The organism is Mycobacterium deserti (assembly GCF_025345615.1).
Taxonomy (GTDB): Bacteria; Actinomycetota; Actinomycetes; order Mycobacteriales; family Mycobacteriaceae; genus Mycobacterium; species Mycobacterium deserti.
In genome coordinates, this window is sequence record NZ_JAODWD010000004.1 from 450,678 (window position 1) to 473,266 (window position 22,589).

Below are 22,589 nucleotides of genomic sequence, written 5' to 3' on the forward strand. Positions count from 1 at the left end.
GCGTAGCCGCTGACGACGCGGAGTGTCGCAACGCAAATCGCCGGCGCGCCGTTAGGGCGTGCCGACCTTCTGCAGCATCAGATTGGCGACGGCAACGGCGTCGGGCGCACCACCCGATGCACCCGCGACATCGGAAACCTCAACATCGACAACATGATTCGTCGCGAAGCCGAGTGCCCGCTGGATCGTCGAACCGTCGTCGTGCATCACGACCGCCGACACGATCCGGTCGTCGACCACGACATCGGCGATCCTGCTCGACCCCTGCGCCTCGCGCCCCGCCTGGTGCAGCACCAGTGTCTGACCGTTGCACCGGTGCCACTTGTCGGCCGACGCGGCGAAGAAGGCCTGCGCATCATCGGCGGTGGCGAACTCGACGGCGCCGAAGTAGCCCGAGGCCGACGGCCCACTGGCGTCGCCACCGGCCCACGGCCGGCTGGCCACGCCGAGCACCGGGCTCGACTGGTAGACGACCTTCTGCAGCCGGTAACCGGTGCTCACGCAGTCCGCGGGCGTCGCGTCCGCCTCCTTCACGCCCTGCAGCAGCATGTCGGCACCGCCGTCGACGAGTTGTCCCATGAACCCTGCGGCGCCGAGGATGCTGGACAGTTCGTCGGCGGTCGGCAGGACGGAGTCCAACGTCGGTGACGGCGCCGGCTTGGCGGCCTCAGCGATCGTGACGGCCTGCGGTTCGGCGGCCGGAGTGCCCGAGCAGCCGGCGAGCGCCGCGCACGCGCTCAACACAGCACCCGCGGCGGCCGATGGACGCAGCACCGCGGTTACTTCTTGGCCTTGTCGGCGGACGAGTCGGTCGACAGCGCGGCGACGAACGCCTCCTGGGGCACCTCAACGCGCCCGATCGTCTTCATCCGCTTCTTGCCTTCCTTCTGCTTCTCCAGCAGCTTGCGCTTGCGCGTGATGTCACCGCCGTAGCACTTCGATAGCACGTCTTTGCGGATCGCGCGGATGTTTTCGCGAGCAATGATCTTGGATCCGATGGCCGCCTGCACCGGAACCTCGAACTGCTGACGCGGAATCAGCTCCTTGAGCTTGGTGGTCATCTTGTTGCCGTAGGCGTACGCCGACTCCTTGTGCACGATGGCGCTGAACGCGTCGACGGGCTCGCCCTGCAGAAGGATGTCGACCTTCACCAGCTCGGACTCCTGCTCACCCGCCTCCTCGTAGTCGAGGCTCGCGTAGCCGCGGGTGCGGGACTTCAGCGCGTCGAAGAAGTCGAAGATGATCTCACCCAGCGGCATTGTGTAGCGCAGCTCTACTCGTTCGGGCGAGAGGTAATCCATGCCGCCGAGCTCGCCGCGGCGCGACTGGCACAGCTCCATGATCGTGCCGATGAACTCGCTGGGCGCGATGATGGTCGTCTTGACCACGGGTTCGTACACCGTGCGGACCTTGCCGTCCGGCCAGTCGGACGGGTTGGTGACCACGATCTCGCTGCCGTCCTCCTGCTCGACGCGGTACACGACGTTGGGCGCCGTGGAGATCAGGTCGAGGTCGAATTCGCGCTCGAGGCGCTCACGGGTGATCTCCATGTGCAGCAGGCCGAGAAAGCCGCTGCGGAAACCGAATCCGAGCGCGACGGACGTCTCCGGCTCCCACGTCAGGGCAGCGTCGTTGAGCTGAAGCCGTTCCAACGCGTCGCGCAGGTTCGGGTAGTCGGAGCCGTCGACGGGATACAGCCCGGAGTAGACCATCGGTCTGGGTTCGCGGTAACCGGTCAGTGCCGTAGTGGCACCGTTGCGCGCCGAGGTGACGGTGTCGCCGACCTTCGACTGCCGGACGTCCTTGACCCCGGTGATCAGATAGCCCACCTCGCCGACCCCGAGCCCTTCGGTGGCTTTGGGTTCGGGCGAGACGATGCCGACTTCCAGCAGCTCGTGGGTCGTCCCGGTGGACATCATCTTGATTTTCTCGCGCGGCGTGAGCTTGCCGTCCACGACGCGGACGTAGGTCACCACGCCGCGGTAGATGTCGTAGACCGAGTCGAAGATCATGGCCCGTGCCGGGGCGTCGGCCTCGCCGACGGGCGGCGGAACCAGCCGGACGACCTCGTCGAGCAGCTCTGTGACGCCCTCCCCCGTCTTGCCCGACACCCGCAGCACGTCGCTGGGCTCGCACCCGATGATGTGAGCGATCTCGCCGGCATATCGATCAGGATCCGCGGCCGGTAGGTCGATTTTGTTGAGCACCGGGATGATCGTCAGGTCGCGATCGAGGGCCAGATACAGGTTGGCCAGCGTCTGCGCCTCGATGCCCTGGGCGGCGTCGACCAGCAGCACCGCACCCTCGCACGCCTCGAGCGCACGGGACACCTCGTAGGTGAAGTCGACATGGCCCGGGGTGTCGATCAGGTGCAGAACGTAATTCTTCTCGTCTTCGCCCTCTCCGACCTTCCACGGCAGCCGTACGTTCTGCGCCTTGATGGTGATGCCGCGCTCGCGCTCGATGTCCATCCGGTCCAGGTACTGCGCCCGCATGTCCCGGTCGGCGACCACGCCGGTGAGCCCGAGCATCCGGTCGGCAAGCGTCGACTTGCCGTGATCGATGTGGGCGATGATGCAGAAGTTCCGAATCTGCGCCGGCGCAGTGAACGTCTTGTCGGCGAAGCTGCTGATGGGAATCTCCTGATGCGCGGTCCGATGGTCGCTCTGCAACCGTCGCTTTCGAGGGCGTCGTGTGCGCTACCAGGGTATCGAGGTCGGACCCCGTCGACACAATCGCGCGACATTGCCTTCACTTATGCTCGGATTCATGGCCCCGCCGTGGAAGACGTTCCAGCGCTTCGCGGGACACCTCGTCTTCAACGAGGCGCCGAAGTTGATCCGCCAGATCGGGCAGTCCGAAGCGGTGGCACGCGGGATCCAGCAGGGAATCAAGATCGGGATCGACGCCCTCGCGGGCCCACCGCGCGAGGACACTCCTGCCATCACTGAGGGCCGCCCCGTCAGCAAGCACTTCGTCCCGACGGCGCACCGCGCGCGCAAGGTCGTGTACGCCCCCGACCTCGACGGCCGGGCCGATCCCGGCGAGATCGTGTGGACGTGGGTGGTCTACGAAGACGACCCGACGCGCGGCAAGGACCGCCCGGTACTGGTCGTCGGCCGCGACCGGTCCACGCTGCTGGGCCTGATGTTGTCGAGCCAGGACCACCACCGCGACGACCCCGACTGGGTGGGCATCGGCAGCGGCTCGTGGGATTACGAACAACGGCAGAGTTGGGTGCGGCTGGACCGCGTGCTCGACGTCCCGGAGGAAGGCATCCGCCGCGAGGGCGCGATCCTCGAGCAGGACAAGTTCGAGGCAGTCGCCATGCGCCTGCGCGCCGAATACTCCTGGAGCTAGCCCGGGTGACCTACCGTGGCTGTCGCCACATCGGCTCTACCGTGGCTGTCGCCACATCGGCCACATGCTGGGGCCGCCGTCAGGCAGCGTGATCTCGCCCATCACCTCGAAGCCGAAGCGTAGGTAGTACGACTCGTTACGGGGGTTGCTGTTCTCCAGATACGCCGGCACGCCCTCGGCGTCGCAGCGGTCCAGCCGCGAGCGCATCAGCGCCTGTCCGAAGCCCGCCCCGCGCACCGACGGATCGCTGCCGATGACCATCAGGTACCAGTGCGGTTCCTCGGGGTGGTGTTCCTCCATCAACTCCATCACCTGCACGCTGGCGGGAACGCGGGACCGGAACGCCCACAGCATCAGCGGCAACATCGTGAGCTCTTCACGTCGGGAGGCTTTGCGTTGCCCCGGCGGGTCCCACAGCGTGGTCGCGCCGAGTGTTCCGCCACTCAGGCCGACCTCCGAGCCGCCGCGCGACAGGAAATGATGGCGGGTCAGCCCGGCGAACGCGCGGGTCAGCGACTTCAGCCTCGAGCCGTCGTCAGGCAGCATCCAGGACATCACCGGATCGTCGTAGAAGGCCTTGGCCAGAACGCGGGAGATGTCCCGCACGTCGCCGCGCTGCGCGGGACGGACGTCGATCTCAGCCACGGGTGATGTAGGCCTGCAACTGCTCCTGCTGCGTTTCGAGTTCCTGCATCCGGGTTTTGACCACGTCGCCGATGCTAACGATGCCCGCGAGCCTGCCGTTCTCCATCACCGGGACGTGTCGCACCCGGTTCGTGGTCATCAACGCGCTGAGGCTGTCCACCGAATCGCTGGGGTCGCACGTCGCGACCAGCGTCGTCATGATCTCCGAGACGGGCCGCGTCAGCACGTCACCGCCCTGGCGGTGCAACGCGCGGACGACGTCGCGCTCCGAGACGATGCCGACCAGCCCGTCGGGCGACACCACGACCATCGCGCCGATGTTGTGCACGGACAGCTCGGTGAGCAGCCCCGCGACCGAGGTCTCCGGGGTGATCGTGGCCACCGAAGCGCCCTTGTTCCGCAACACGTCCGCGATTCGCATCATGCCTCCGCTCGTGATCTGCCTCACACCAGGCTAGGGCTTCGATCGCGCTGCGCGGAAGCTTTGGGATGAAGTGTCCGGAATAGATGCGCGCACGTCTCGGCTGCACGACGTGTCCCCCACCGACGCGAAGGAATGAACATGTCAGCGACCAACTCTGTGCCCGCGGTCAAGCTGGGCGACGAACTGACCGTCAGCGCAATCGGTTTCGGAGCGATGGCCCTCACCCCGGTGTACGGCGACGTCGACGACGCCGAGTCACTGGCCACCCTGCACCGCTGCGTGGACCTCGGTGTCACCTTCATCGACACCGCGAACATCTACGGCGGCGGCAACAACGAGAAGCTGATCGCCAAACTGCTCGCCGACCGCCGCGACGAGGTCACGCTGGCGACGAAATTCGGTATCACGGGCAATCCCGCCGATCGCGGCGCCGGCCGACCGGGTGCGCGCGGCGACGCCGCCTACGTCCGCCAGTGCGTCGACGAGAGCCTGCAGCGACTCCAGACCGACGTGATCGACCTCTACTACATGCATCGCCGCGACGTGAATGTGCCGATCGAGGAGACCGTCGGCGCCATGGCCGAACTCGTCGCGGCAGGCAAGGTCCGCCACCTCGGCCTCTCAGAGGTGACGGCCGACGAGCTACAGGCGGCCGTCGCGGTACACCCGATCGCCGCGGTGCAGAGCGAATGGTCGATCTGGAGCCGCGACGTGGAGCGCAACGTCGTACCCGCGGCGGCCGAACTCGGCGTCGGCTTCGTGCCGTACTCCCCACTGGGCCGTGGCTTCCTGACCGGCACCGTGCGCTCCGCCGCCGACCTGACCGGTCCGAACGACTTCCGACGCGGTCTGCCGCGATTCCGTGAGGGCGCCCTGGACGCCAATCTCGCGGTGGTCGAGGTGGTGCGCTCGATCGCGGGCGAGCTGGGCGCGACACCGGCCCAGGTGGCGCTCGCCTGGTTGCGGTACCGCGCCGACGCGCTGCGCATCGCGTCGGTGCCGATCCCGGGGACCCGTCGAGCGGCCCGCGTCGAAGAGAACCTTGGCTCGCTGACCGTCGCGCTCACGACCGACCACCGCGCCGCGCTCGACGCAGCGGGAGCCGCGGTGTCCGGCAACCGGTTCGAAGACCTCAGTTGGGTGTCGGCGGGGCGCGAATAACGCCCGCGAGGCGGGCCCGAGGGGTATACCTGGGCCATGATCGAGGTCACGCTGCTCGGCACCGGCAGTCCCATTCCGGACGCGCGCCGGGCGGGACCGTCGACGCTGGTCCGGGCGGGCGGGCAGACGTTCCTCGTTGACTGTGGCCGTGGTGTGCAGCAGCGCCTGACGGCGGCAGGCGCCGGCGCCAACGGGCTGACCGCGCTGCTGCTCACGCACCTGCACAGTGACCACATCGCCGACCTGGGCGACGTGTTGATCACCCGCTGGGTCACCACCTTCACGCCCGACGCCCCGCCGTTGCCGATCATCGGACCCCCCGGCACGGCCGAAGTGGTCGACGCGACGCTCAAGGCATTCGGCTTCGATATCGGCTACCGGATCGCGCACCACGCCGACCTCACGGCTCCCCCGCCGGTTGACGTGTACGAGCACACCGCCGGCGTGGTGTGGGACCACGACGGCGTGACGATCAGCGTGGCGCCGACAGACCATCGGCCCGTCGCGCCGACGATCGGATTTCGGGTCGAGCACGCCGGTGCGTCGGTCGTGCTGGCCGGTGACACGGTGCCGTGCGAGACCCTCGACCAGCTCGCCGCCGGCGCGGGAGCGTTGGTGCACACCGTGATTCGCAAAGATTTGATCGAGGCCATGCCGATGCAGCGCATCCGCGACATCTGCGACTACCACTCGTCGGTGGAGGAGGCCGCGGCCACCGCGACCCGCGCGGGCGTCGGCATTTTGGTCCTGACCCACTACGTACCGAGCATCGAACCTGGCAAGGAAGACGACTGGCGCGCATTGGCGGCGACGGCGTTCGATCGGCAGATCGAACTGGGTGACGACCTGCATCGGGTCGAGGTGCATCCGGGTGTCTGCCGCAGGGCTTAGCCGCGCTCATCCGAACTGTGACGTTTACGGCGATGAATAACGAGCATCCGTAACGTTGCACTGTCGACCGACGACGTACCGAGCAGCTAGCGCTGCATCACGACAGTGCTCGAAAAATGCGGCAGATGTGAAGCAGCGGCATCTGAACCGGCAAGCGCACAGCGCGTCGGCCCGCCATCCGAAAACCGAACCGCACCAGATGCGGTCGTTCTTAGAGGTTATGAGATGACACTCCTGAACACATGGGTTCGCAGGCTGATGGCCGGAACCCTTGCTGCCCTGCTGTTGCCGGGACTGATCACCGTCGCAGGTGGTTCGGCTACCGCAGCGGCCTACTCGCGTCCCGGTCTTCCCGTCGAGACCCTGATGGTTCCTTCGGCGGCGATGGGCAGAGACATCCCGGTCAGGTTCCAGGGCGGTGGACCGCGCGCGGTGTACCTGCTCGACGGTCTGCGCGCACGCGACGACAACAGCGGGTGGGACATCGAAACCGCTGCGTTCGAGAACTACTACCAGTCGGGTGTGTCAGTGGTCATGCCGGTCGGCGGTATGTCCAGCTTCTACACCAACTGGCAGGGACCGGCAGTCGGCAACGGCACCACCTACAACTACCAGTGGGAGACGTTCCTGACCTCCGAGTTGCCTGCGTACCTGTCGGCGAACAAAGGCATCTCGCCGAGCGGCAACGCCGTCGTCGGTCTGTCGATGTCGGGTAGCTCGGCGCTGATCCTGGCGGCCTACTACCCCGGGCAGTTCAGCTTCGCGGGCTCGCTCTCCGGCTTCCTCAACCTGTCCCAGGGCATCTGGCCGACGCTGGTCGGATTCGCGATGCGCGACTCCGGCGGCTTCGACGCCACCGCGATGTGGGGACCGGGTGGCGGTCCGGCGTGGCAGCGCAACGACCCGACGCTTCAGGCAGGCACGCTGGCGGCCAACGGCACCCGCATCTGGGTGTACACCGGTAACGGCAGGCCCGGCGACCTCGGCGGCGGCGGCGACATCCCCGGCCAGGTGCTCGAGAGCATCACCCAGGACAGCAACCAGGCATTCCAGCAGGCGTACCTCGCCAGCGGTGGAGGCAACGGCACCTTCAACTTCCCGCCCAACGGCACGCACGGGTGGGGCTACTGGGGTGCACAGTTGAACGCGATGAAGGGCGACATCCAGCGCACACTGGGCGCCTGATCCCACCCCGATCCTGCCGAACGTTCCTTACCGCTCCATATTTCTCGTGAACTTCGAGCGGTAAGGAACGTTCGCGGGCTGAGCGTCAGGCGAGTCGGGTGATCTCGACGACGACGTCGAGATCAGTCGACCCCTCACCCGAGTAAATCCCTTTCAGCGGCGAGACGTCGGAGTAGTCGCGACCGACCCCCACGCTGACGTACTGCTCGTTGATGTCTGCGTCGTTGGTGGGGTCGTAGCTCCACCACCCACCGGTCCACGCCTGCACCCAGGCGTGGCTCTGCCCGTCGATGGTTTCGCCCACGACGGCGTCCTTGTTCGGATGCAGATACCCCGACACGTAGCGGGCCGGAATACCCATGCTGCGCAACAGGATCAGCGTCAGATGGGCGAAATCCTGACAGACACCCTCGCCCTCGCGGTGCGCGTCCAGCCCCGAGGAATGCACGCCGGTGGTGCCCGGTACGTACCTCAGCTCGCTGTGCACCCAATTCGCGGCGGCGATGACCGCCTCGCGCGGATCGTGATACTTGACGATGCGCTCACCCACCCGCGTGATTCGACTACTCTGCGGCGTGTAGTGGCTGGGCGAGAGCACCTCGTCGAACCGGTCGATCACGGCCTCGGCGCGCAGATCCTCCCACCCGGCCTCCGTCTCGGGCATCTCGCCGCGCTCGGTCTCCACCACCGACGACGACGTCACCTCCAGCTCGGTGTGCGGGGCGTGCAGGTCGAAGGCCGTCACCGCCGTGCCCCAGTAGTCGACGTATCGGTAAGACCGTGTGGCAGGGACGGTTTCGACGCGGTTCAGGATGACGTTCTGCCGTGAGTCCGATCGCGGTGTCAGCCGCGCCTCGTTGAACGACGCGGTGACCGGCGACTTGTACGCATAGCCCGTCGAGTGCACGACCCGCAGCCGCCACATCAGATCTCACCCTCTTCGATGACCAGCGAGCCGCTGCTACTGGTCTCGTGCCAGGCCACCCACGGCGCCGAATGGAAATACTGCAGCGACAACGCTTCCCCGACGTCCGAGCAGGTCTTCTGCAGCCCGGCCAGCCGCTGCTCGAGCGACTCCAGCAGCACACCCGGTCGCAGGAACTCCAACTCGCTGCGGGCGCGGCCCAGCAGTCGCTGCGCCTCGGCCGTCGCGCCGAGCCGGTTGCTCGGCCGGTTGAGCAGTTCTTCAAGGCTGTGTTCGGCAAGGCGCAACGAGTAGAAGATCGACCGCGGGAACAATCGGTCCAGCAGCATGAACTCCACGACGCGGCCGGCGTCGAGCACACCGCGGTAGGTCCGCAGATACGTGTCATGTGCTCCGGCGGAGCGCAACAACGTGACCCACGCCGGCGAGGACGCGCTGTCGCCTACGCGGGACAGCAGCAGGCGCACGGTCATGTCCACCCGCTCGATGGCGCGGCCCAGGACCATGAAGCGATACCCGTCGTCGCGCGACAGCGTGGAGTCGGCCAGGCCGGCGAACATGGCCGCGCGACCTTCGACGAAGGACAGGAACTCATGCGGCCCAAGCCGTTTGGCGGCGCGCTCACGTTCCGACAGTGCGTTGTAGGTCGTGTTGAGACACTCCCAGATCTCGGTGGATGTGACTTCCCTTGCGCCGCGGGCGTTCTCGCGTGCGCCCGAGATCGCGTCGACGATGGAGCCGCCGTGGGCGCCGCGGCTGAACGCGACGATGTCGGTCAGCGACCACACGTCCAGCGGCTCGTCGGGCGGGTCGATGCCCAGCACCCGCAGCAGCGTCCGCGACGCCTGGTCGGGATCGACGCTGGAGTCCTCCAACAGTTGGTGCACGGTCACGTCGAGGATGCGCGCGGTGTCGTCGGCGCGTTCGACATACCGGCCGATCCAGTACAGCGATTCAGCGTTGCGCGCCAGCATCAGGTGTCACCCGCCTCACTGCTGTTGCTGTTGCTGTTGATCCTGCGTCTGCCCGTCGCTGCCGTCGGCTCTGCGCCCCTTGGCCGCCTTGGGCAGCGCGCGCACCACTTCGGCCGCACCGAGTTCGCGGTCGGCGACCGACGTGCGCGATGCCATCACCCAGGTGTCTTTCGATCCGCCGCCCTGGCTCGAGTTGACCACCAGCGAGCCCTCGGGCAGGGCGACCCGGGTGAGCCCGCCGGGCAGCACCCAGACGTCGTCGCCGTCGTTGACCGCGAACGGCCGCAGGTCGACGTGGCGCGGCGCCAAGGTGTTGTCGATCTTGGTGGGCACCGTCGACAGCTGCATCACGGGCTGCGCGATCCAGCCGCGGGGGTCGTTGCGGATCTTCTTGGTGATGGCGGCCAGTTCCTTGGCCGACGCGTCGGGTCCGAAGACGATGCCGTAGCCGCCGGACCCCTCGACGGGTTTGATCACCAGTTCCGCGACGCGATCCAAGACTTCCTCGCGCTCGTCGTCCAACCAGCAGCGGAAGGTGTCGACGTTGGCCAGCAACGGTTTCTCACCGAGGTAGTACTCGATGATCGTCGGTACATAGGTGTAGACGAGCTTGTCGTCGCCTACCCCGTTGCCGACGGCGCTGGAGATCACGACGTTGCCGGCCCGCGCGGCGTTGAGCAGCCCCGCGACCCCGAGTACCGAGTCGGGCCGGAACTGCATCGGGTCGAGGAACGCGTCGTCGATGCGCCGGTAGATGACGTCGACCTGTCGCTCCCCTTCGGTGGTGCGCATGTAGACGGCGTTGTCGCGGCAGAACAGGTCGCGGCCCTCGACGAGTTCCACGCCCATCTGCCGCGCCAGCAGCGAGTGCTCGAAGTAGGCCGAGTTGTAGACACCCGGCGTCAGCACCACCACGGTCGGGTCCGCGACGTTGTTGGCCGCCGCGTTACGCAGCGCGCGCAGCAGGTGCGACGGGTAGTCCCCGACCGCCCGGACGCGATGGGTGGCGAACAGGTTGGGGAACACGCGCGCCATCGTGCGGCGGTTCTCCATCACATACGAGACCCCGGACGGTGAGCGCAGGTTGTCTTCCAGCACCCGGAAGTCGCCCTTGGCGTCGCGAATCAGGTCGATACCCGCGACGTGGATGCGTACGCCGTTGGGCGGGACGATGCCCACGGCTTCGCGATGGAAGTGCTCACAGGAGGTGACGAGCCGGCGCGGGATGACCCCGTCGCGCAGGATGTCCTGTTCGCCGTAGATGTCGTGGAGATACATCTCCAGGGCCTGCACCCGCTGGCGGATGCCCCGCTCGAGCCGCGTCCACTCCGCGGCCGAGATGACCCGCGGCACGAGATCGAGCGGGAACGGCCGTTCCTGGCCCGAGAGCGAGAAGGTGATGCCCTGGTCGATGAACGCACGGCCGAGCGCCTCGGCGCGTGCTTCGAGTTCGGAGGCGTCCGATGGCGCGAGTTCAGCGAAAATTCCCTTGTAGGGCCCGCGCACGTTGCCCTGGCCGTCGAACATTTCGTCGAAGGCGGCCGCATAGCTGCCCAGGCTGTTGTAGCCGTCGAAAACGCCCTGGTGCTGTCTGGACCGATTGGCTGGAGTGCGCGCGGGGCGCGCCGCCTCGTTGGGCTGTCTTGCTACTCGCGTGTGCGGCGTCCGCAGGCTCACCAGGGACATGCTGCACCACCGGCCGTGTTTCGGCAGGCCAGCCACGTCACTTTGGGCATTTACCCACCGCGCTGGTAACCTGAACCCTCGCTGCCCGCTCGCCGGGCGCCCACCAACTTTTGTGCAAACCCAGCTGAGATTTACGAAGGACTACACGCGTGGCCAACATCAAGTCGCAGGAAAAGCGCATCAAGACCAACGAGCGCCGCAGACTGCGCAACAAGTCGGTGAAGTCGTCGCTTCACACGGCGGTACGTGGCTTCCGCGCGGCAGTCGAGGCCGGCGATAAGGAGAAGGCCGGCGAACTGCTGGCGTCGACCAACCGCCAGCTCGACAAAGCCGCCAGCAAGGGCGTCATCCACAAGAATCAGGCCGCCAACCGCAAGTCGGCGCTGGCCCGGGCGCTCAACAAGATCTGAGTCTTAGCCGTCGGCTAGTTCGGCGACCTTGCGCACCGTCGCTTCCAGCGCGTAGTCGGCATCGGCTGCCGCCCCTTTGACATCGGCGTTGAGCGCCGCCACCAGACGCATGGCTTCGGCCACCGAGGTGCGCGACCACCGGCGTGCCTGCTTCTGCGCTTTCTGCACCCGCCACGGCGGCATGCCGAGTTCGGACGCGAGCCGGTACGGGTCGCCGGACAGCGGGCCGACCCGTGCGATCGCATGAATGGCCTCGGCCAGCGCGTCGGCGAGAACGACATGCGGCTCGCCGCGCATCATCGCCCAGCGCAAGGCCTCCGCGGCGCCCGCGACGTCACCGACGACCGCCTTGTCCGCGATGTCGAAACCCTTCACCTCGGCCTTGCCGGAGTGATAGCGCCGCACGGCGGCGGCGTCGACCGCGCCGCCGGTGTCGGCCATCAGCTGCGAGCACACGGCCGCCAACTCGCGGATGTCAGAGCCGACCGCGTCCAGGACGGCGGTGACGGTGTCGTCGCCGACTTTGGCCTTCAGCGCGCGGAACTCGCGACGCACGAAGTCGGCGCGTTCGGCGGCCTTGGTGATCCGTGCACACGGATGAACTTGCGCGCCAACCTTTTTGAGCTGATCGGCGAGCGCCTTGGCGCGACCGCCGCCGGAGTGCACAACGACGAGGATGGTGCCGGGAGGCAGGTCGGCCGCGGCGTCGGCGATCAGCGTGACCGCCTCCTTGCCGGCCTCTGCGGCGGCTTCGAGGACGATCACCCGTTCGTCGGCGAACAGCGACGGGCTGAGCAGTTCGGCGAGCTCGTTGGTGCTGACCTCACCTGCGCGCAACCGGTCGATCGGAACATCCTGTGTGCCGGCACTTTTGCGCGCGGCCCGCAGCACCGCTGCCACGGCACGTTCGACAAGCAGTTCCTCGTCGCCCAGCACCAGGTGCAGGCGCGACTCCTCTTGGCTCACCCCCCGATCGTGTCATGCCCGCCCGACAGTCCTGACACCGTCCATGCGAGCAGGCACAGCGTGGTCGCGCACGCCGCGACCCGGAACCAGTGCCACCGCCACGACATCACCGCGCCGATGCCGGCCGCCGCGATGGTGCCGACGCCGAGCAGTCCGGACGGCACGGGCAGCACCGCGCCTGGCACGACGGCCGCCCACCGCGCCACGCTCAGCAGCCACCACAATTCGGGACCGGTGAACCGGACGAGCAGTTCGGCGCCTGCGGGCCACAGCGGGCACAGTGCCGCGGCGGCCGTACCGACGACGGTGATCGGCGCGATCACCACGGCCACTGCGAGGTTGGCGGCGACCGCGGGAACGCTGAAGGTGCCCGCCATGCCGGCCACCAGCGGTGCGGTGACAAGCTGCGCGGCGACCGCGACGCTGACCGCGTCCGCGAGCAGTTTGGGCCAGCCCTGGCCGACCAGACGGCGTGACCAGACCGGAGCGATGACCACGAGCGCCGCCGTGGCCGACACCGACAGCGCGAATCCGAGGTCAACGGCCAGCTCCGGCGCCGCGATCAGCAGGGCCAGCACGCTGGCCGACAGCGCGGGAATCGCCTGTCGCCGGCGGTGTGAGGCCACGGCGAGCAAGGTGATCGCACCCATGACCGCCGCGCGAAGCACGCTCGCCGACGGCTGAACCACGACGACGAACGCCACCAGCGCCACCGCGGCGAGTCCGACCGCGGCCCGTGGACCGATCAGGCCCGCCGACAGCAGTACGGCCCCGCACACGATGGTGACGTTGGCGCCCGACACGGCGGTCAGATGGGTCAACCCCGCGGCGCGAAACTGCGCGCTGGTCTGCTGCGCCACGGCCGACGTGTCCCCGAGCACCAACGCGGGCAACATCGCCGCTTGGTCCGCGGGCAACGCGCGCCTGGCCGCGTCGGCGAAGCCGGCCCGGACGTGGTGCGCGGCGCGATGGATCGGCGCGGCGTCGCCCCACACCGGCCGCCCCGAGGCGGACAGCACCGCCACTGTCAGATCGCGCCGCATCGGCTTGCCGATCCGCGCTCGGAAGCCGACCGGTCGCCCCGCCGTCAGTAATGCGAAGTCGGTGGCCGAACCGAGAACGACCACCCGACCGTTCATCTCGTGTCCGTCGAGTGCCTGCACGGTGCCGCGGAACATCGTCCGGTTGCCCCCGAGCGCGCGGGGACTCTCGCTCGGAGTGACGACGACGGAGGCGATCGTGCCGTACCGCTCGGCGATCGGATGGTCGCGCAGTTCGTCGACGCGCACGCCGACCGCGACGGCGAAGCCCACGCCCGCCAGAGCCGCGGCGACTGCCGCCGTCACGACCGCCCGGCCGGAGCCGCCGCTACGGCGGACACCGCACCGCCCCGCCAGCGCGGTGCCGAGCACGCACAGCCCGATGGCCGCCAACGACCCCGCGACGTGCCATAGGATGCCGGACGCCGTCACCGCCCAGCCCGTGAGGGCCGACGGCACCAGCCGGAGGTCCGCCCCGACCGGGCCGGGTGGTGTCGCGGTCACACACGCACGAGTGCGCGCAGCTTCTCCAGCCGCGCCGGCCCGATACCGTCGACGTCGCCCAATTGATCGACGCTGGCGAACCGCCCGTTGGCGTCGCGCCAGGCGACGATGGCGGACGCGGTCACCGGGCCGACCCCGGGAAGTGTGTCGAGTTGTTCGACGGTCGCCGTGTTGAGATCGATCAAACCGCCCGGCGCCGTGGGGTTTTCGGAGGTGGTCGCGCCGGACGTCGTCGCCGCGTCCTGATCGGCCGCGACCGAACTGCCCATCTGTGTCGGCTGTCCCGGTGGGGCGGCGATTCCGACCACAATCTGCTCACCGTCGGCGACGCGCCGAGCCATGTTGAGGCCGATGAGGTCGGCGCCGTCCAGTGGCCCGCCGGCCGCGGTGAGGGCGTCGGCGATCCGGGCGCCGGAGTCCAGCGTGACCAGGCCGGGCTTGTGCACAAGGCCGACCACACTGACCACGACCGGCCCTTCGGGCGCGGGCGGCGCGCCCGGGGTCGGGCCTGCTGAGGAAACCATCTGCACCGGCGGCAGTTTGGCCGACACCACCGGCGGCGGTTTGTCACGAACCACGGTGAAGACCGTGACCAGTACGGCCAATACTCCGACGACGCCGAGAGCGATGACACCGGCGCGGCCGGGATCGGCCCGGATGGTGGCGAGCCAACCGGCAGTGCCCGACGGCTTGGTGTCGGGCAGCCAGCGTGACAGCGAGGTGTCGGACTGCTCATCCTCGTGCTCGCCGTCCGGCTCTGATCCTTCTGCGCTGAGGCGGCGGTGCAACCGCTGGGCGGGCAGTTCGGTTCGCATGCGGCCGACGGTAGGCGCGTGACCCGACCGGACCGGCCGTGAACGCGACGCGCCGCAACGGTCTGTGGATCAATCACGCATTGGGGATAACCAGCAAATTACGATGAGCCTCACGATGAATCGTCGCCTCCCGATGATCGCCGGCATCGCCTTCGCGGTGCTCTACGCCGCGGCGTTGCTCGCGGTGCCGACGCTGCCGGGGATCGACAAACCGGGCTCCGACGTCGTGGCCTATGTCAACGAGCATTCCAGCGCGATGCGGGTTCAGGTCCTTTTGATGGCGTTCGGTTCGCTGGCGCTTGTCGCCGTGCTCGCATACGCCCGCGACCGGTTGACCGGCCCGCCCGCATACGCCTTCACCATCGGCTCGGCCATCGTCCTGGTGGAGGTCAACACCGCAATGTGGTTCGTCGGCGGACTGTCGTTGCATCCCGACCAGCTCGGCTCGGCCACCGCGCGCACCGTGACCGACATCGCGATCATGTGGGGACCCGTGCTGACCGTCGCCGACATCATGGTGGCGGTGCCAATCCTGTTGGCAGCCAACGCCGGTCAGTTCCCACGTTGGCTGGGCATCATCGCCGCGATCTTCGCCGTCGAGCAGCTGATCGAAACCATCACCATCATCGGCCCGCCCGGTAGTTTCATCTCGCCCGGCGGCCCGATGAACCACTACCTGGGCGGCCCGCTGTTCATCGCGTTCTTCGTCGCGCTCGGGGTCGCCCTGTCGCTTCCGGAGGAATCAGGCCCGGCCGAGTCGACGGCGCCGAAGGCGGACGCCCGCGAGACCGACCCGCCGCTCGAGGCCGAATAGCGGCTGAAGCACCCGGCCGCTCCGAACCGACGCACTAACATTCCCCCGGTGGCGACGTTGCAGCGATACACCGACCGTCGGGTGCTCATCACAGGGGCGGGATCGGGCATCGGCCAGGCGACCGCTCTGCGGATCCTCGACGAAGGGGGCACGGTCGTGGCCGCCGACGTCAGCGAGACGGGGCTGGCCGACACCGAAACCAAGGCGAGCGAATCGGCCGATCGGCTGACCACGCTGGTGATGGACGTGGGCAGCGAGGACTCTGTCACCGACGGTGTGGCGCGCACAGTGGACGCGATGAACGGCTTGGACGCGGTGGTCAACGGTGCAGGCATTCTGAGGTCGGCGCATTTCGCGGACACGACGCTGGCCGACTTCGAGCAGGTCTTGCGGATCAACCTCATCGGCACGTTCCTGGTCATCCGGGAAGCCCTGCCCGCGCTGCGGCGGGGCAATACCCCCGCCGTGGTCAACTTCAGTTCCACATCGGCGGATTTCGCGCATCCGTACATGTCGGCGTATGCGGCCTCAAAGGGCGGTATCAAGGCCATGACACACACGCTCGCCCTGGAGTTCAGCAAGGAAGGCATTCGCTTCAACTGCGTGCAGCCGGGGTCCATTTCATCCGGAATGACCGACGGCACAGGCCAATCGAAGCAGAGCATCGGTCCGGGCCTGCCACCCGATGCCGACTACTCGTTGTTCGGCAAGATCACCCCGACGCTGCCGGTCGAGGGCGGCGGCATGTTCGCCAAGCCCGATGCGGTGGCGGCCGTCGTCGCCATGCTCGCCGCTCCCGAGGCCTATTTCGTCACCGGGACTGAGGTCCGCATCGATGGCGGCACCCACATGTAGTTCATTGACACCGAGGAGATTTGATGGCGACACCTGACCGGCCGCTTCGCGTCGTCCAGTGGACGACCGGCAACATCGGCAGGCGTTCCCTGCACGCGATCATCGGCCGCGACGACATGGAGCTTGTCGGGGTCTACGCACACGGGGCCGACAAGGTCGGTGTGGACGCCGCCGAGTTGGCCGGCTGGCCGGAACCCACCGGCGTGACGGCGACCAACGACATCGACGCGCTGATCGCACTGCAACCCGACGCATGCTGTTACAACCCCTTGTGGCCCAACGTCGATGAGCTCATCCGGCTGCTCGAGTCCGGCGTGAACGTCTGCTCCAGCGCGGCGTGGATCACCGGCGGCAAACAGACACCGGAGGACCTCGAAAGAATCCGAAAAGCCTGTGCGAACGGCAATTCGACGATCTTCGGCAGCGGTGCGCATCCGGGAATGACCAACATGGTGGGAATGGTGCTGTCCGGCGCCTGCGAACGCGTCGACGAGATTCGCATCACCGAGTCGGTGGACTGCTCGACCTACGAGTCGGCGGGCACGCAGACCGCGATGGGTTTCTCCCAGGACCCGGACACTCCAGGGCTGGCGGAAAGCGTCCGGCGGGAAAGCGAGGTGTTCGCCGAATCGGCCGCCATGATGGCCGACGCGATCGGCGCCCACCTCGACCGGATGACGTTCGATGTCACCTTCACCGCCGCGACGGGCGACTCCGATCTGGGCTTCATGCAGATTCCGAAGGGCACCGTGGGTGGCGTTTTCGGCTATCACCGCGGCTGGGTGGGCGACCGCAATGTCGTCAGTGTCGGATTCAACTGGACCATGGGCGAGCACGTCACTCCGCCCAAGCCCCTCGAGCACGGTCACGTCATCCAAGTGTTCGGACTGCCCAATATGCGCACGGTGCTGCACTGCCTGCCGCCGAAGGATTGGACCGAGCCGGGGTTCATGGGGCTCGGCATGATCTACACCGCCATGCCCGTCACCAACGCCGTGCCCGCCGTCGTGGCGGCCGAGCCCGGCATCGTCACGCTGAAGGACCTGCCACCGGTGGCTGGCCGAGCGGCACGGTGATTCGCCGCTCCGTCATTCAAAGGCGTTGCGCCAACTGGGTTTTGCCCGGTCCGTCGAGGTCGTCGAGTGCCGCGCGGCGACCGGCCATCGCCATCAGCAGCGCCTCACCGGGACCGCGAACTTCGGGACCCTTACCGTGCGACCAGTTCACGTCGACGGCGTCGAGCCGGAATCCCCTGGATCGCACGGCGCCAAGCAGTCGAGGGGCCCACAGCGTGAAGTCCAGGGCGACCAGCAGGCGTTCCTGGTCGATGGTGCGCGGTATACCGAGCGGCCTGCGAATGTCCTGCTGATGAATCATGCCGTCGGTCAACGCGATTTTTCCGCCGAAACCTGCTGTGAGGCCGCGTGGTTCGGCATAGCGGCGTACCAGCGAGAGCAATTCCGAGGGCGGCGTGTCGGCATACGCGGCGACGCCGACCGCGTTGGCGCCGCCGGAGGTGAACAAGCCCTTCGCCAAGAGGCCGAGCAGTTGCCGACGGGTCAACGGGTCGTAACCGATTGCGTGAGCGACGACGTCGCGCACCCGCCACCGGTCGCACAGCGTAGGACTATCCCACTGCTGCGGAGTCAGCCCTTCGAGCAGCGAGGCGAACTCCTCACGTTCGGCGCGCGCCAGCTGCATAGTGGACGTCATACGGCCTCGAACAGCGTGCCGTAGCGGTTGAGGTAGAGCGGCCAGCCCGCGTCGCCGCCGACCCCGGACGCCACCGCTTCCCAGCCGTCGCCGTGTCGCTCGATATGGCGGTGTTCAAGTTCGACGCGCGTGCGCGATTCTGACTCGGCGAGGAAGCGCACTTCGACTTCACTGCATCGGGCGGGGTCGGATTCGACCTGCCACGTCGGACCGATGTCCCAGGTGAACATCAGTCGGTTCGGCGGCTCGAAAGCGACGACGCGGCCCCAGGTACAGACGCTGCCGTCGACACCGCGGTCGTAGATGGTGCCGCCGACCCTTGGCTCGAAGACCGTTTCGTCGATCGGGACGGCCAGCAGATTGTGCTCGCGGGGCTTGAAGTCACCGAACTGGTCGGTGAAAACACGAAACGCCCGCTCCAAAGGTGCGTTGACGACGATCTCGTGACGAATGGTCCCGAGGTTGGTCTGAGTCATGTGTGGTCTCCTTCAAGACGCTCGACGGTTTCTTTGAAACCGGCCAGGGTCTGAGCCCAGAACCGGTCGAGGTAGTCGCGCAACGCCATCAGTCCGGCCTCGTTGACGCGGTACAGCCGTCGGGTACCTGCGACTGATTCGACGACGAGATCGGCGTCCTTGAGCACCCGCAGGTGCTGCGAGACGGCCGGTCGCGAAATGGGCAGCTGGTCGGCGAGCACGCCCACCGCCACCGGGCCGTCAATGAGCTTCTCGAGTATCGCCCGGCGCGTCTTGTCACCGAGCGCATCGAGGACGGCGGAGGCGGATGCGGGCACACCGGTAAGCGTGCACTAACGGTAAGTGACTGTCAACCGTTAGTTAGAACTTACTGATGTACCTGCACCGCAACCCCGACCGCACCGCCGCCGACATGGACCGCCAGTACCGGTCCCATATCGGCGACGGTCAGGGACTCGATCTGCGGAAGCCGCGCCGTCAACGCCGCACCAATCTCGTCTGCGGCGTCATGGTTGTCGACGTGGTGGACCGCGACGCTCGCCTGCCGGTCGCCGATCACCTCGGCGACGCGATCCAGCAGCGCTGCGTGCGCTTTCGACACCGTGCGGATCCGCTGGTCGAGCACTAGCCGGCCGTCGACGTCCAGGCACAGCAACGGCTTGAGCGACAGCGCCGTACCCAACCACGAAGCAGTGGTTCGTATCCGACCGCTACGCCGCAGGTTGTCGAGGCGGTGCACGACGACGAACACGTGGCTGTCGGTGATCGCCGCGCGGGCCGCGGTCTCGACGGCGTCGAGATCGACGCCCGACGCCGCAGCCCTGGCCGCGGCTTGAGCCACGAACCCGACACCCATCGCCGCCGTGCGCGAGTTGACCACGCGCACCGACGGACCGAACTCCCGGGCCGCCTGCACCGCCGAACTGTAAGTGCTCGACAGCGCCGCCGAGATATGCACTGCGACAACCCCGTCGCCGTCACTGTCCGCCAGCGCCTGCCGGTAGGTGTCTGCCAGGTCCACCGGCGCGGCGCCCGCGGTGGTCACGCGCGGGCGCTCGTGCACGTCGTAGGGCACCTCGTCGATCCCGTCGCGCAGATCCTCGCCGTCGAGCAGAACGTGCAGCGGCACCTGCCGGATGTCGCTCTGCTTCAGTTCATCTGACTGCAGGCGACACGACGAGTCGGTGACGACGATCACGGACATGGAACGCCGGCCTCTGCCAGTGCTTTGAACGTCAGGTCCGCCACGGCTTGATGCGCTTCGAAGTTCCAATGGATGCCGTCGGGATTGCCATTGCCGGTCAGGATGTGTTCAGCTACCGCCGCTTTCTGGTCGACAAGCGGAATATCGTGCTGCTCAGCCCATTCGGTGATGGCCCTGGCCGTCCCCTCCCGGCCGTGATGGGCCTTGCCATAGGTCTCGGCAATGTGCACCGCGGGTAGCGACGCCACGATCGGGATGCCGGGCCGGTTGAAATCGATCGCGCTGCGCGTCATCTCGAGATACTCAGCCGACAGGTGCGGCGGCAGCGCAGAGCGCGACACCGGCGACAGGCGCGGCTGCACCCATCCGTAACCGTCGCGCACCCAACGGCGCAGCCAGGGTGGGCGCACATAGCGGATCAGCTCGCGCAACGCGGTCGGCAGCGGAGACGGAAGCGAGTCCATGCCACCGGTCGCGAAGATCACCGCGCCCGCCCGCGGCAGCGCCGCCCACGCGCGTGGGTCCTGCGTGGCGGCCCACCAGACGTCGCGGCACGTCCATCCGATGCGCCCGATGACTTCGACATCCCAATCCAGTTGCTTGGCAACAATATTGGGCCAGATGCGCGGATCGTCGGACGGCAGCCCGCCGGTAGGCCCGTAATAGGACAGCGAATCGCAGAAGACGAGCAGCGTCGGGCGGTCAGAGGACATCGGTGGCCACCTGCGCGGAGGCGTTCCATACATCGAGGCGCCAGCGGATGTCGGCCGGCGCGGCATCGGGCTCGGAGTGCCCTGCCAGCTGCACCCAGCTGGCGTTGCCCATGCCGCCGAGAATCGGCCACTTGTCGACGGGCAGGCCGAGCACCGCCGCGGTCAACGCGGCGATCAGACCACCGTGCGCCACAAGCACCACGGGTCGCTCGGAGTCGACTCCCCACTCGGTCTGCTCGGTCAGCAGTTCGTGCACCAGCGGCATGCCGCGGGCGGCGACATCGACCCGGCTCTCCCCGCCGTGCGGAGCCCAGCGGGCATCGTCGCGCCACGCCAGCCGTGCGCCGGGTGCCACCGCGTCCACCTCGAGATGCGTCATCCCCTGCCAGTCGCCCAGGTGCGTTTCACGAAGCCGGGTGTCGACGGCCACCGGCATCCCGGCCCGCTCGCCGAGGGCGACCGCGGTGTCGAGTGCACGTCGCAGATCCGACGAGACGATCGCCAGCGGCTGACGCTTGGCCAGCACCTCAGCCGCGGCGACGGCCTGCTCCCTGCCGAGGTCGGTCAGCTCGGTGTCCAGCTGGCCCTGCATGCGGCTGCCCGCGTTATAGGCGGTCTGGCCGTGGCGCAGCATGACCAATCGGCGGATCCTCACGGCCCGTCGCCGTCCACATCGACCGGCAGGACCGGGCAGTCGCGCCACAACCGATCAAGCGCGTAGAAGTTGCGCTCGTCCTGATGCTGGATGTGTACGACGATGTCGACATAGTCCAGCAGCACCCACCGCCCCTCACGGGTGCCTTCGCGACGCGCGGGCTTGTGACCGGCCAGGCGCATCTTCTCCTCGACCTCGTCGACGATGGCGCCGACCTGCCGCTCGTTGGACGCCGATGCGATGACGAAACAGTCGGTGATCACCAGCTGCCCCGATACGTCGATCACGACGACGTCGTCGGCGAGTTTGGACGCGGCCGCGCGCGCGGCGACCGTCGCCATCGAGATGGCGTCGTCAGAGGCCGTCATGGGTGGGCTCCTGGGTTGTCAGGCTGGGCGTCGCATAGAGATTGCGCTTGGCCACGTATTGGACGACGCCGTCGGGCACCAGGTACCAGATCGGTCGACTCACCCCGGCGCGCTCGCGACAGTCGGTCGACGAGATCGCCAGCGCCGGCACCTCGACGAGGGTCAGCGCATCGGCGGGCAGTTCACGCATCGCGGCCGCGATGTGTTTGCCGTCCAACTCGTATCCGGGGCGGCTGACGCCGACGAACTTGGCGATCGAGAACATTTCCTCCCAGTTCTGCCAGGACAGGATCGAGGCCAGCGCGTCGGCCCCGGTGATGAAGTACAGCTCGGCCGCGGGGTCGAGCGCGCGCAGATCCCGCAGCGTGTCCTTGGTGTAGGTGGGACCACCGCGGTCGATGTCGACGCGGCTGACCGAGAACCGCGGATTGGACGCGGTCGCGATCACCGTCATCAAGTAGCGGTCCTCGGCGGCGCTGACGTAGCGCTGATGCTTCTGCCACGGCTGTCCGGTGGGGACGAACACCACTTCGTCGAGGTCGAACAGGTCGGCGACCTCGCTGGCCGCGACGAGGTGGCCGTTGTGGATGGGATCGAACGTCCCGCCCATCACTCCCAGCTTGCGTCCAGCCACGAATAGCCAGCTTACGGCAGCGTCATCGGATGATCAGAGCAGGCGACCGCTCTATCCACCGGCTCCGCGCACCCCGAAATCCGACTTTTGTAGGCGCCCACTCGCACTTTTCCTGCAGAAGTCGGATTTCGGGGCGCGGGAGATCTGCGCGGGGCGCGGGAGATCTGCGCA

26 protein-coding genes are annotated in these 22,589 nt (G+C 67.7%); 8 read left to right on the forward strand and 18 right to left on the reverse strand.

Going from position 1 to position 22,589, the window contains the following annotated elements; translation table 11 throughout:
- Positions 1-51: 51 nt before the first annotated feature.
- Positions 52-774, reverse strand: coding sequence for a sensor domain-containing protein (locus N4S67_RS18455; protein ID WP_313959962.1), 723 nt, complete (start codon positions 772-774; stop codon positions 52-54).
- A 5-nt stretch (positions 775-779) separates the two neighbouring features.
- Positions 780-2,672 carry a translation elongation factor 4 gene (gene lepA, locus N4S67_RS18460; protein WP_260994442.1) on the reverse strand — a complete coding sequence of 631 codons (1,893 nt, stop codon included), beginning with the start codon at positions 2,670-2,672 and terminating at the stop codon, positions 780-782.
- Between the two features lie 85 nt (positions 2,673-2,757).
- On the opposite strand from lepA, the gene N4S67_RS18465 reads away from it, so the two are divergent.
- A complete protein-coding gene (locus N4S67_RS18465) occupies positions 2,758-3,360 on the forward strand; it encodes a type II toxin-antitoxin system PemK/MazF family toxin (protein ID WP_260994443.1) in 603 nt (200 codons plus the stop codon).
- Positions 3,361-3,396: 36 nt separating this feature from the next.
- Here N4S67_RS18465 and N4S67_RS18470 read toward each other — a convergent pair whose 3' ends face one another.
- Both N4S67_RS18470 and N4S67_RS18475 read right to left on the reverse strand, forming a co-directional pair.
- Positions 3,397-4,005: a GNAT family N-acetyltransferase gene (locus N4S67_RS18470; protein ID WP_260994444.1), complete on the reverse strand. Its 609-nt coding sequence runs from the start codon at positions 4,003-4,005 to the stop codon at positions 3,397-3,399.
- Positions 3,998-4,426: a CBS domain-containing protein gene (locus N4S67_RS18475; protein ID WP_260994445.1), complete on the reverse strand. Its 429-nt coding sequence runs from the start codon at positions 4,424-4,426 to the stop codon at positions 3,998-4,000. The genes N4S67_RS18470 and N4S67_RS18475 overlap by 8 nt, the downstream gene beginning before the upstream one ends.
- Positions 4,427-4,567: 141 nt before the next feature.
- Between N4S67_RS18475 and N4S67_RS18480 the strand changes: the two genes are divergently transcribed.
- The 3 genes from N4S67_RS18480 (at position 4,568) to N4S67_RS18490 (ending at position 7,666) form a co-directional block, all read left to right on the forward strand.
- Entirely contained in the window at positions 4,568-5,590 is a 1,023-nt protein-coding gene (locus N4S67_RS18480; protein WP_260994446.1) for an aldo/keto reductase, read from the forward strand.
- Positions 5,591-5,626: 36 nt separating this feature from the next.
- Positions 5,627-6,481 (forward strand): ribonuclease Z, encoded by an 855-nt coding sequence (locus N4S67_RS18485; RefSeq protein WP_260994447.1) that lies wholly within the window; start codon positions 5,627-5,629, stop codon positions 6,479-6,481.
- A gap of 225 nt (positions 6,482-6,706) precedes the next feature.
- Positions 6,707-7,666: an esterase family protein gene (locus tag N4S67_RS18490; protein ID WP_260994448.1), complete on the forward strand. Its 960-nt coding sequence runs from the start codon at positions 6,707-6,709 to the stop codon at positions 7,664-7,666.
- Between the two features lie 85 nt (positions 7,667-7,751).
- Here the strand turns inward: N4S67_RS18490 and N4S67_RS18495 are convergent, their stop codons facing one another.
- Genes N4S67_RS18495 through N4S67_RS18505 form a run of 3 tightly spaced genes read right to left on the reverse strand, consistent with a single transcriptional unit; the run spans position 7,752 to position 11,251 of the window.
- Positions 7,752-8,591, reverse strand: coding sequence for a transglutaminase family protein (locus N4S67_RS18495; protein ID WP_260994449.1), 840 nt, complete (start codon positions 8,589-8,591; stop codon positions 7,752-7,754).
- The gene (locus N4S67_RS18500) at positions 8,591-9,565 is read right to left on the reverse strand and encodes an alpha-E domain-containing protein (RefSeq protein ID WP_260994450.1); all 975 of its coding nucleotides are present in this window, start codon (positions 9,563-9,565) and stop codon (positions 8,591-8,593) included. Before N4S67_RS18500 ends, N4S67_RS18495 begins: the two co-directional genes overlap by 1 nt.
- Positions 9,566-9,580: 15 nt before the next feature.
- Positions 9,581-11,251 carry a circularly permuted type 2 ATP-grasp protein gene (locus tag N4S67_RS18505; RefSeq protein WP_390893421.1) on the reverse strand — a complete coding sequence of 557 codons (1,671 nt, stop codon included), beginning with the start codon at positions 11,249-11,251 and terminating at the stop codon, positions 9,581-9,583.
- Positions 11,252-11,400: 149 nt separating this feature from the next.
- Between N4S67_RS18505 and rpsT the strand changes: the two genes are divergently transcribed.
- Positions 11,401-11,661, forward strand: coding sequence for a 30S ribosomal protein S20 (gene rpsT / locus N4S67_RS18510; RefSeq protein ID WP_260994451.1), 261 nt, complete (start codon positions 11,401-11,403; stop codon positions 11,659-11,661).
- A 3-nt stretch (positions 11,662-11,664) separates the two neighbouring features.
- Here the strand turns inward: rpsT and holA are convergent, their stop codons facing one another.
- From holA to N4S67_RS18525, 3 genes are read right to left on the reverse strand one after another with little or no spacing between them, the layout of a single operon-like run.
- On the reverse strand, positions 11,665-12,627 hold the full coding sequence (gene holA, locus N4S67_RS18515) for a DNA polymerase III subunit delta (RefSeq protein ID WP_260994452.1): 963 nt from the start codon (positions 12,625-12,627) through the stop codon (positions 11,665-11,667).
- Positions 12,624-14,171 carry a ComEC/Rec2 family competence protein gene (locus tag N4S67_RS18520; RefSeq protein WP_260994453.1) on the reverse strand — a complete coding sequence of 516 codons (1,548 nt, stop codon included), beginning with the start codon at positions 14,169-14,171 and terminating at the stop codon, positions 12,624-12,626. The genes holA and N4S67_RS18520 overlap by 4 nt, the downstream gene beginning before the upstream one ends.
- Positions 14,168-14,986, reverse strand: a complete 819-nt coding sequence (locus N4S67_RS18525) for a ComEA family DNA-binding protein (protein ID WP_260994454.1) — start codon at positions 14,984-14,986, stop codon at positions 14,168-14,170. The genes N4S67_RS18520 and N4S67_RS18525 overlap by 4 nt, the downstream gene beginning before the upstream one ends.
- 115 nt (positions 14,987-15,101) lie before the next feature.
- Between N4S67_RS18525 and N4S67_RS18530 the strand changes: the two genes are divergently transcribed.
- The 3 genes from N4S67_RS18530 to N4S67_RS18540 are packed head-to-tail and all read left to right on the forward strand — an operon-like array spanning position 15,102 to position 17,731.
- Positions 15,102-15,800 carry a hypothetical protein gene (locus tag N4S67_RS18530; protein WP_260994455.1) on the forward strand — a complete coding sequence of 233 codons (699 nt, stop codon included), beginning with the start codon at positions 15,102-15,104 and terminating at the stop codon, positions 15,798-15,800.
- Between the two features lie 48 nt (positions 15,801-15,848).
- A complete protein-coding gene (locus tag N4S67_RS18535) occupies positions 15,849-16,655 on the forward strand; it encodes an SDR family NAD(P)-dependent oxidoreductase (RefSeq protein WP_260994456.1) in 807 nt (268 codons plus the stop codon).
- Between the two features lie 23 nt (positions 16,656-16,678).
- The gene (locus tag N4S67_RS18540) at positions 16,679-17,731 is read left to right on the forward strand and encodes an NAD(P)H-dependent amine dehydrogenase family protein (protein WP_260994457.1); all 1,053 of its coding nucleotides are present in this window, start codon (positions 16,679-16,681) and stop codon (positions 17,729-17,731) included.
- A 16-nt stretch (positions 17,732-17,747) separates the two neighbouring features.
- On the opposite strand, the gene N4S67_RS18545 is transcribed toward N4S67_RS18540, so the two are convergent.
- Genes N4S67_RS18545 through nadD form a run of 8 tightly spaced genes read right to left on the reverse strand, consistent with a single transcriptional unit; the run spans position 17,748 to position 22,397 of the window.
- Positions 17,748-18,368 carry a maleylpyruvate isomerase family mycothiol-dependent enzyme gene (locus N4S67_RS18545; RefSeq protein WP_260994458.1) on the reverse strand — a complete coding sequence of 207 codons (621 nt, stop codon included), beginning with the start codon at positions 18,366-18,368 and terminating at the stop codon, positions 17,748-17,750.
- Complete coding sequence (locus tag N4S67_RS18550) at positions 18,365-18,844, reverse strand: SRPBCC family protein (RefSeq protein ID WP_260994459.1); 480 nt, start codon at positions 18,842-18,844, stop codon at positions 18,365-18,367. Before N4S67_RS18550 ends, N4S67_RS18545 begins: the two co-directional genes overlap by 4 nt.
- Complete coding sequence (locus tag N4S67_RS18555; protein WP_260994460.1) at positions 18,841-19,161, reverse strand: ArsR/SmtB family transcription factor; 321 nt, start codon at positions 19,159-19,161, stop codon at positions 18,841-18,843. The genes N4S67_RS18550 and N4S67_RS18555 overlap by 4 nt, the downstream gene beginning before the upstream one ends.
- A gap of 50 nt (positions 19,162-19,211) precedes the next feature.
- The gene (locus N4S67_RS18560) at positions 19,212-20,048 is read right to left on the reverse strand and encodes a DegV family protein (protein ID WP_260994461.1); all 837 of its coding nucleotides are present in this window, start codon (positions 20,046-20,048) and stop codon (positions 19,212-19,214) included.
- Positions 20,039-20,761 (reverse strand): diglucosylglycerate octanoyltransferase, encoded by a 723-nt coding sequence (octT, locus tag N4S67_RS18565; protein ID WP_260994462.1) that lies wholly within the window; start codon positions 20,759-20,761, stop codon positions 20,039-20,041. Before octT ends, N4S67_RS18560 begins: the two co-directional genes overlap by 10 nt.
- A complete protein-coding gene (gene gpgP / locus N4S67_RS18570) occupies positions 20,751-21,416 on the reverse strand; it encodes a glucosyl-3-phosphoglycerate phosphatase (protein ID WP_260994463.1) in 666 nt (221 codons plus the stop codon). The genes octT and gpgP overlap by 11 nt, the downstream gene beginning before the upstream one ends.
- The gene (gene rsfS, locus N4S67_RS18575) at positions 21,413-21,784 is read right to left on the reverse strand and encodes a ribosome silencing factor (protein WP_260994464.1); all 372 of its coding nucleotides are present in this window, start codon (positions 21,782-21,784) and stop codon (positions 21,413-21,415) included. Before rsfS ends, gpgP begins: the two co-directional genes overlap by 4 nt.
- Positions 21,771-22,397 carry a nicotinate-nucleotide adenylyltransferase gene (gene nadD, locus N4S67_RS18580; RefSeq protein WP_260994725.1) on the reverse strand — a complete coding sequence of 209 codons (627 nt, stop codon included), beginning with the start codon at positions 22,395-22,397 and terminating at the stop codon, positions 21,771-21,773. The genes rsfS and nadD overlap by 14 nt, the downstream gene beginning before the upstream one ends.
- Positions 22,398-22,589 lie beyond the last annotated feature (192 nt).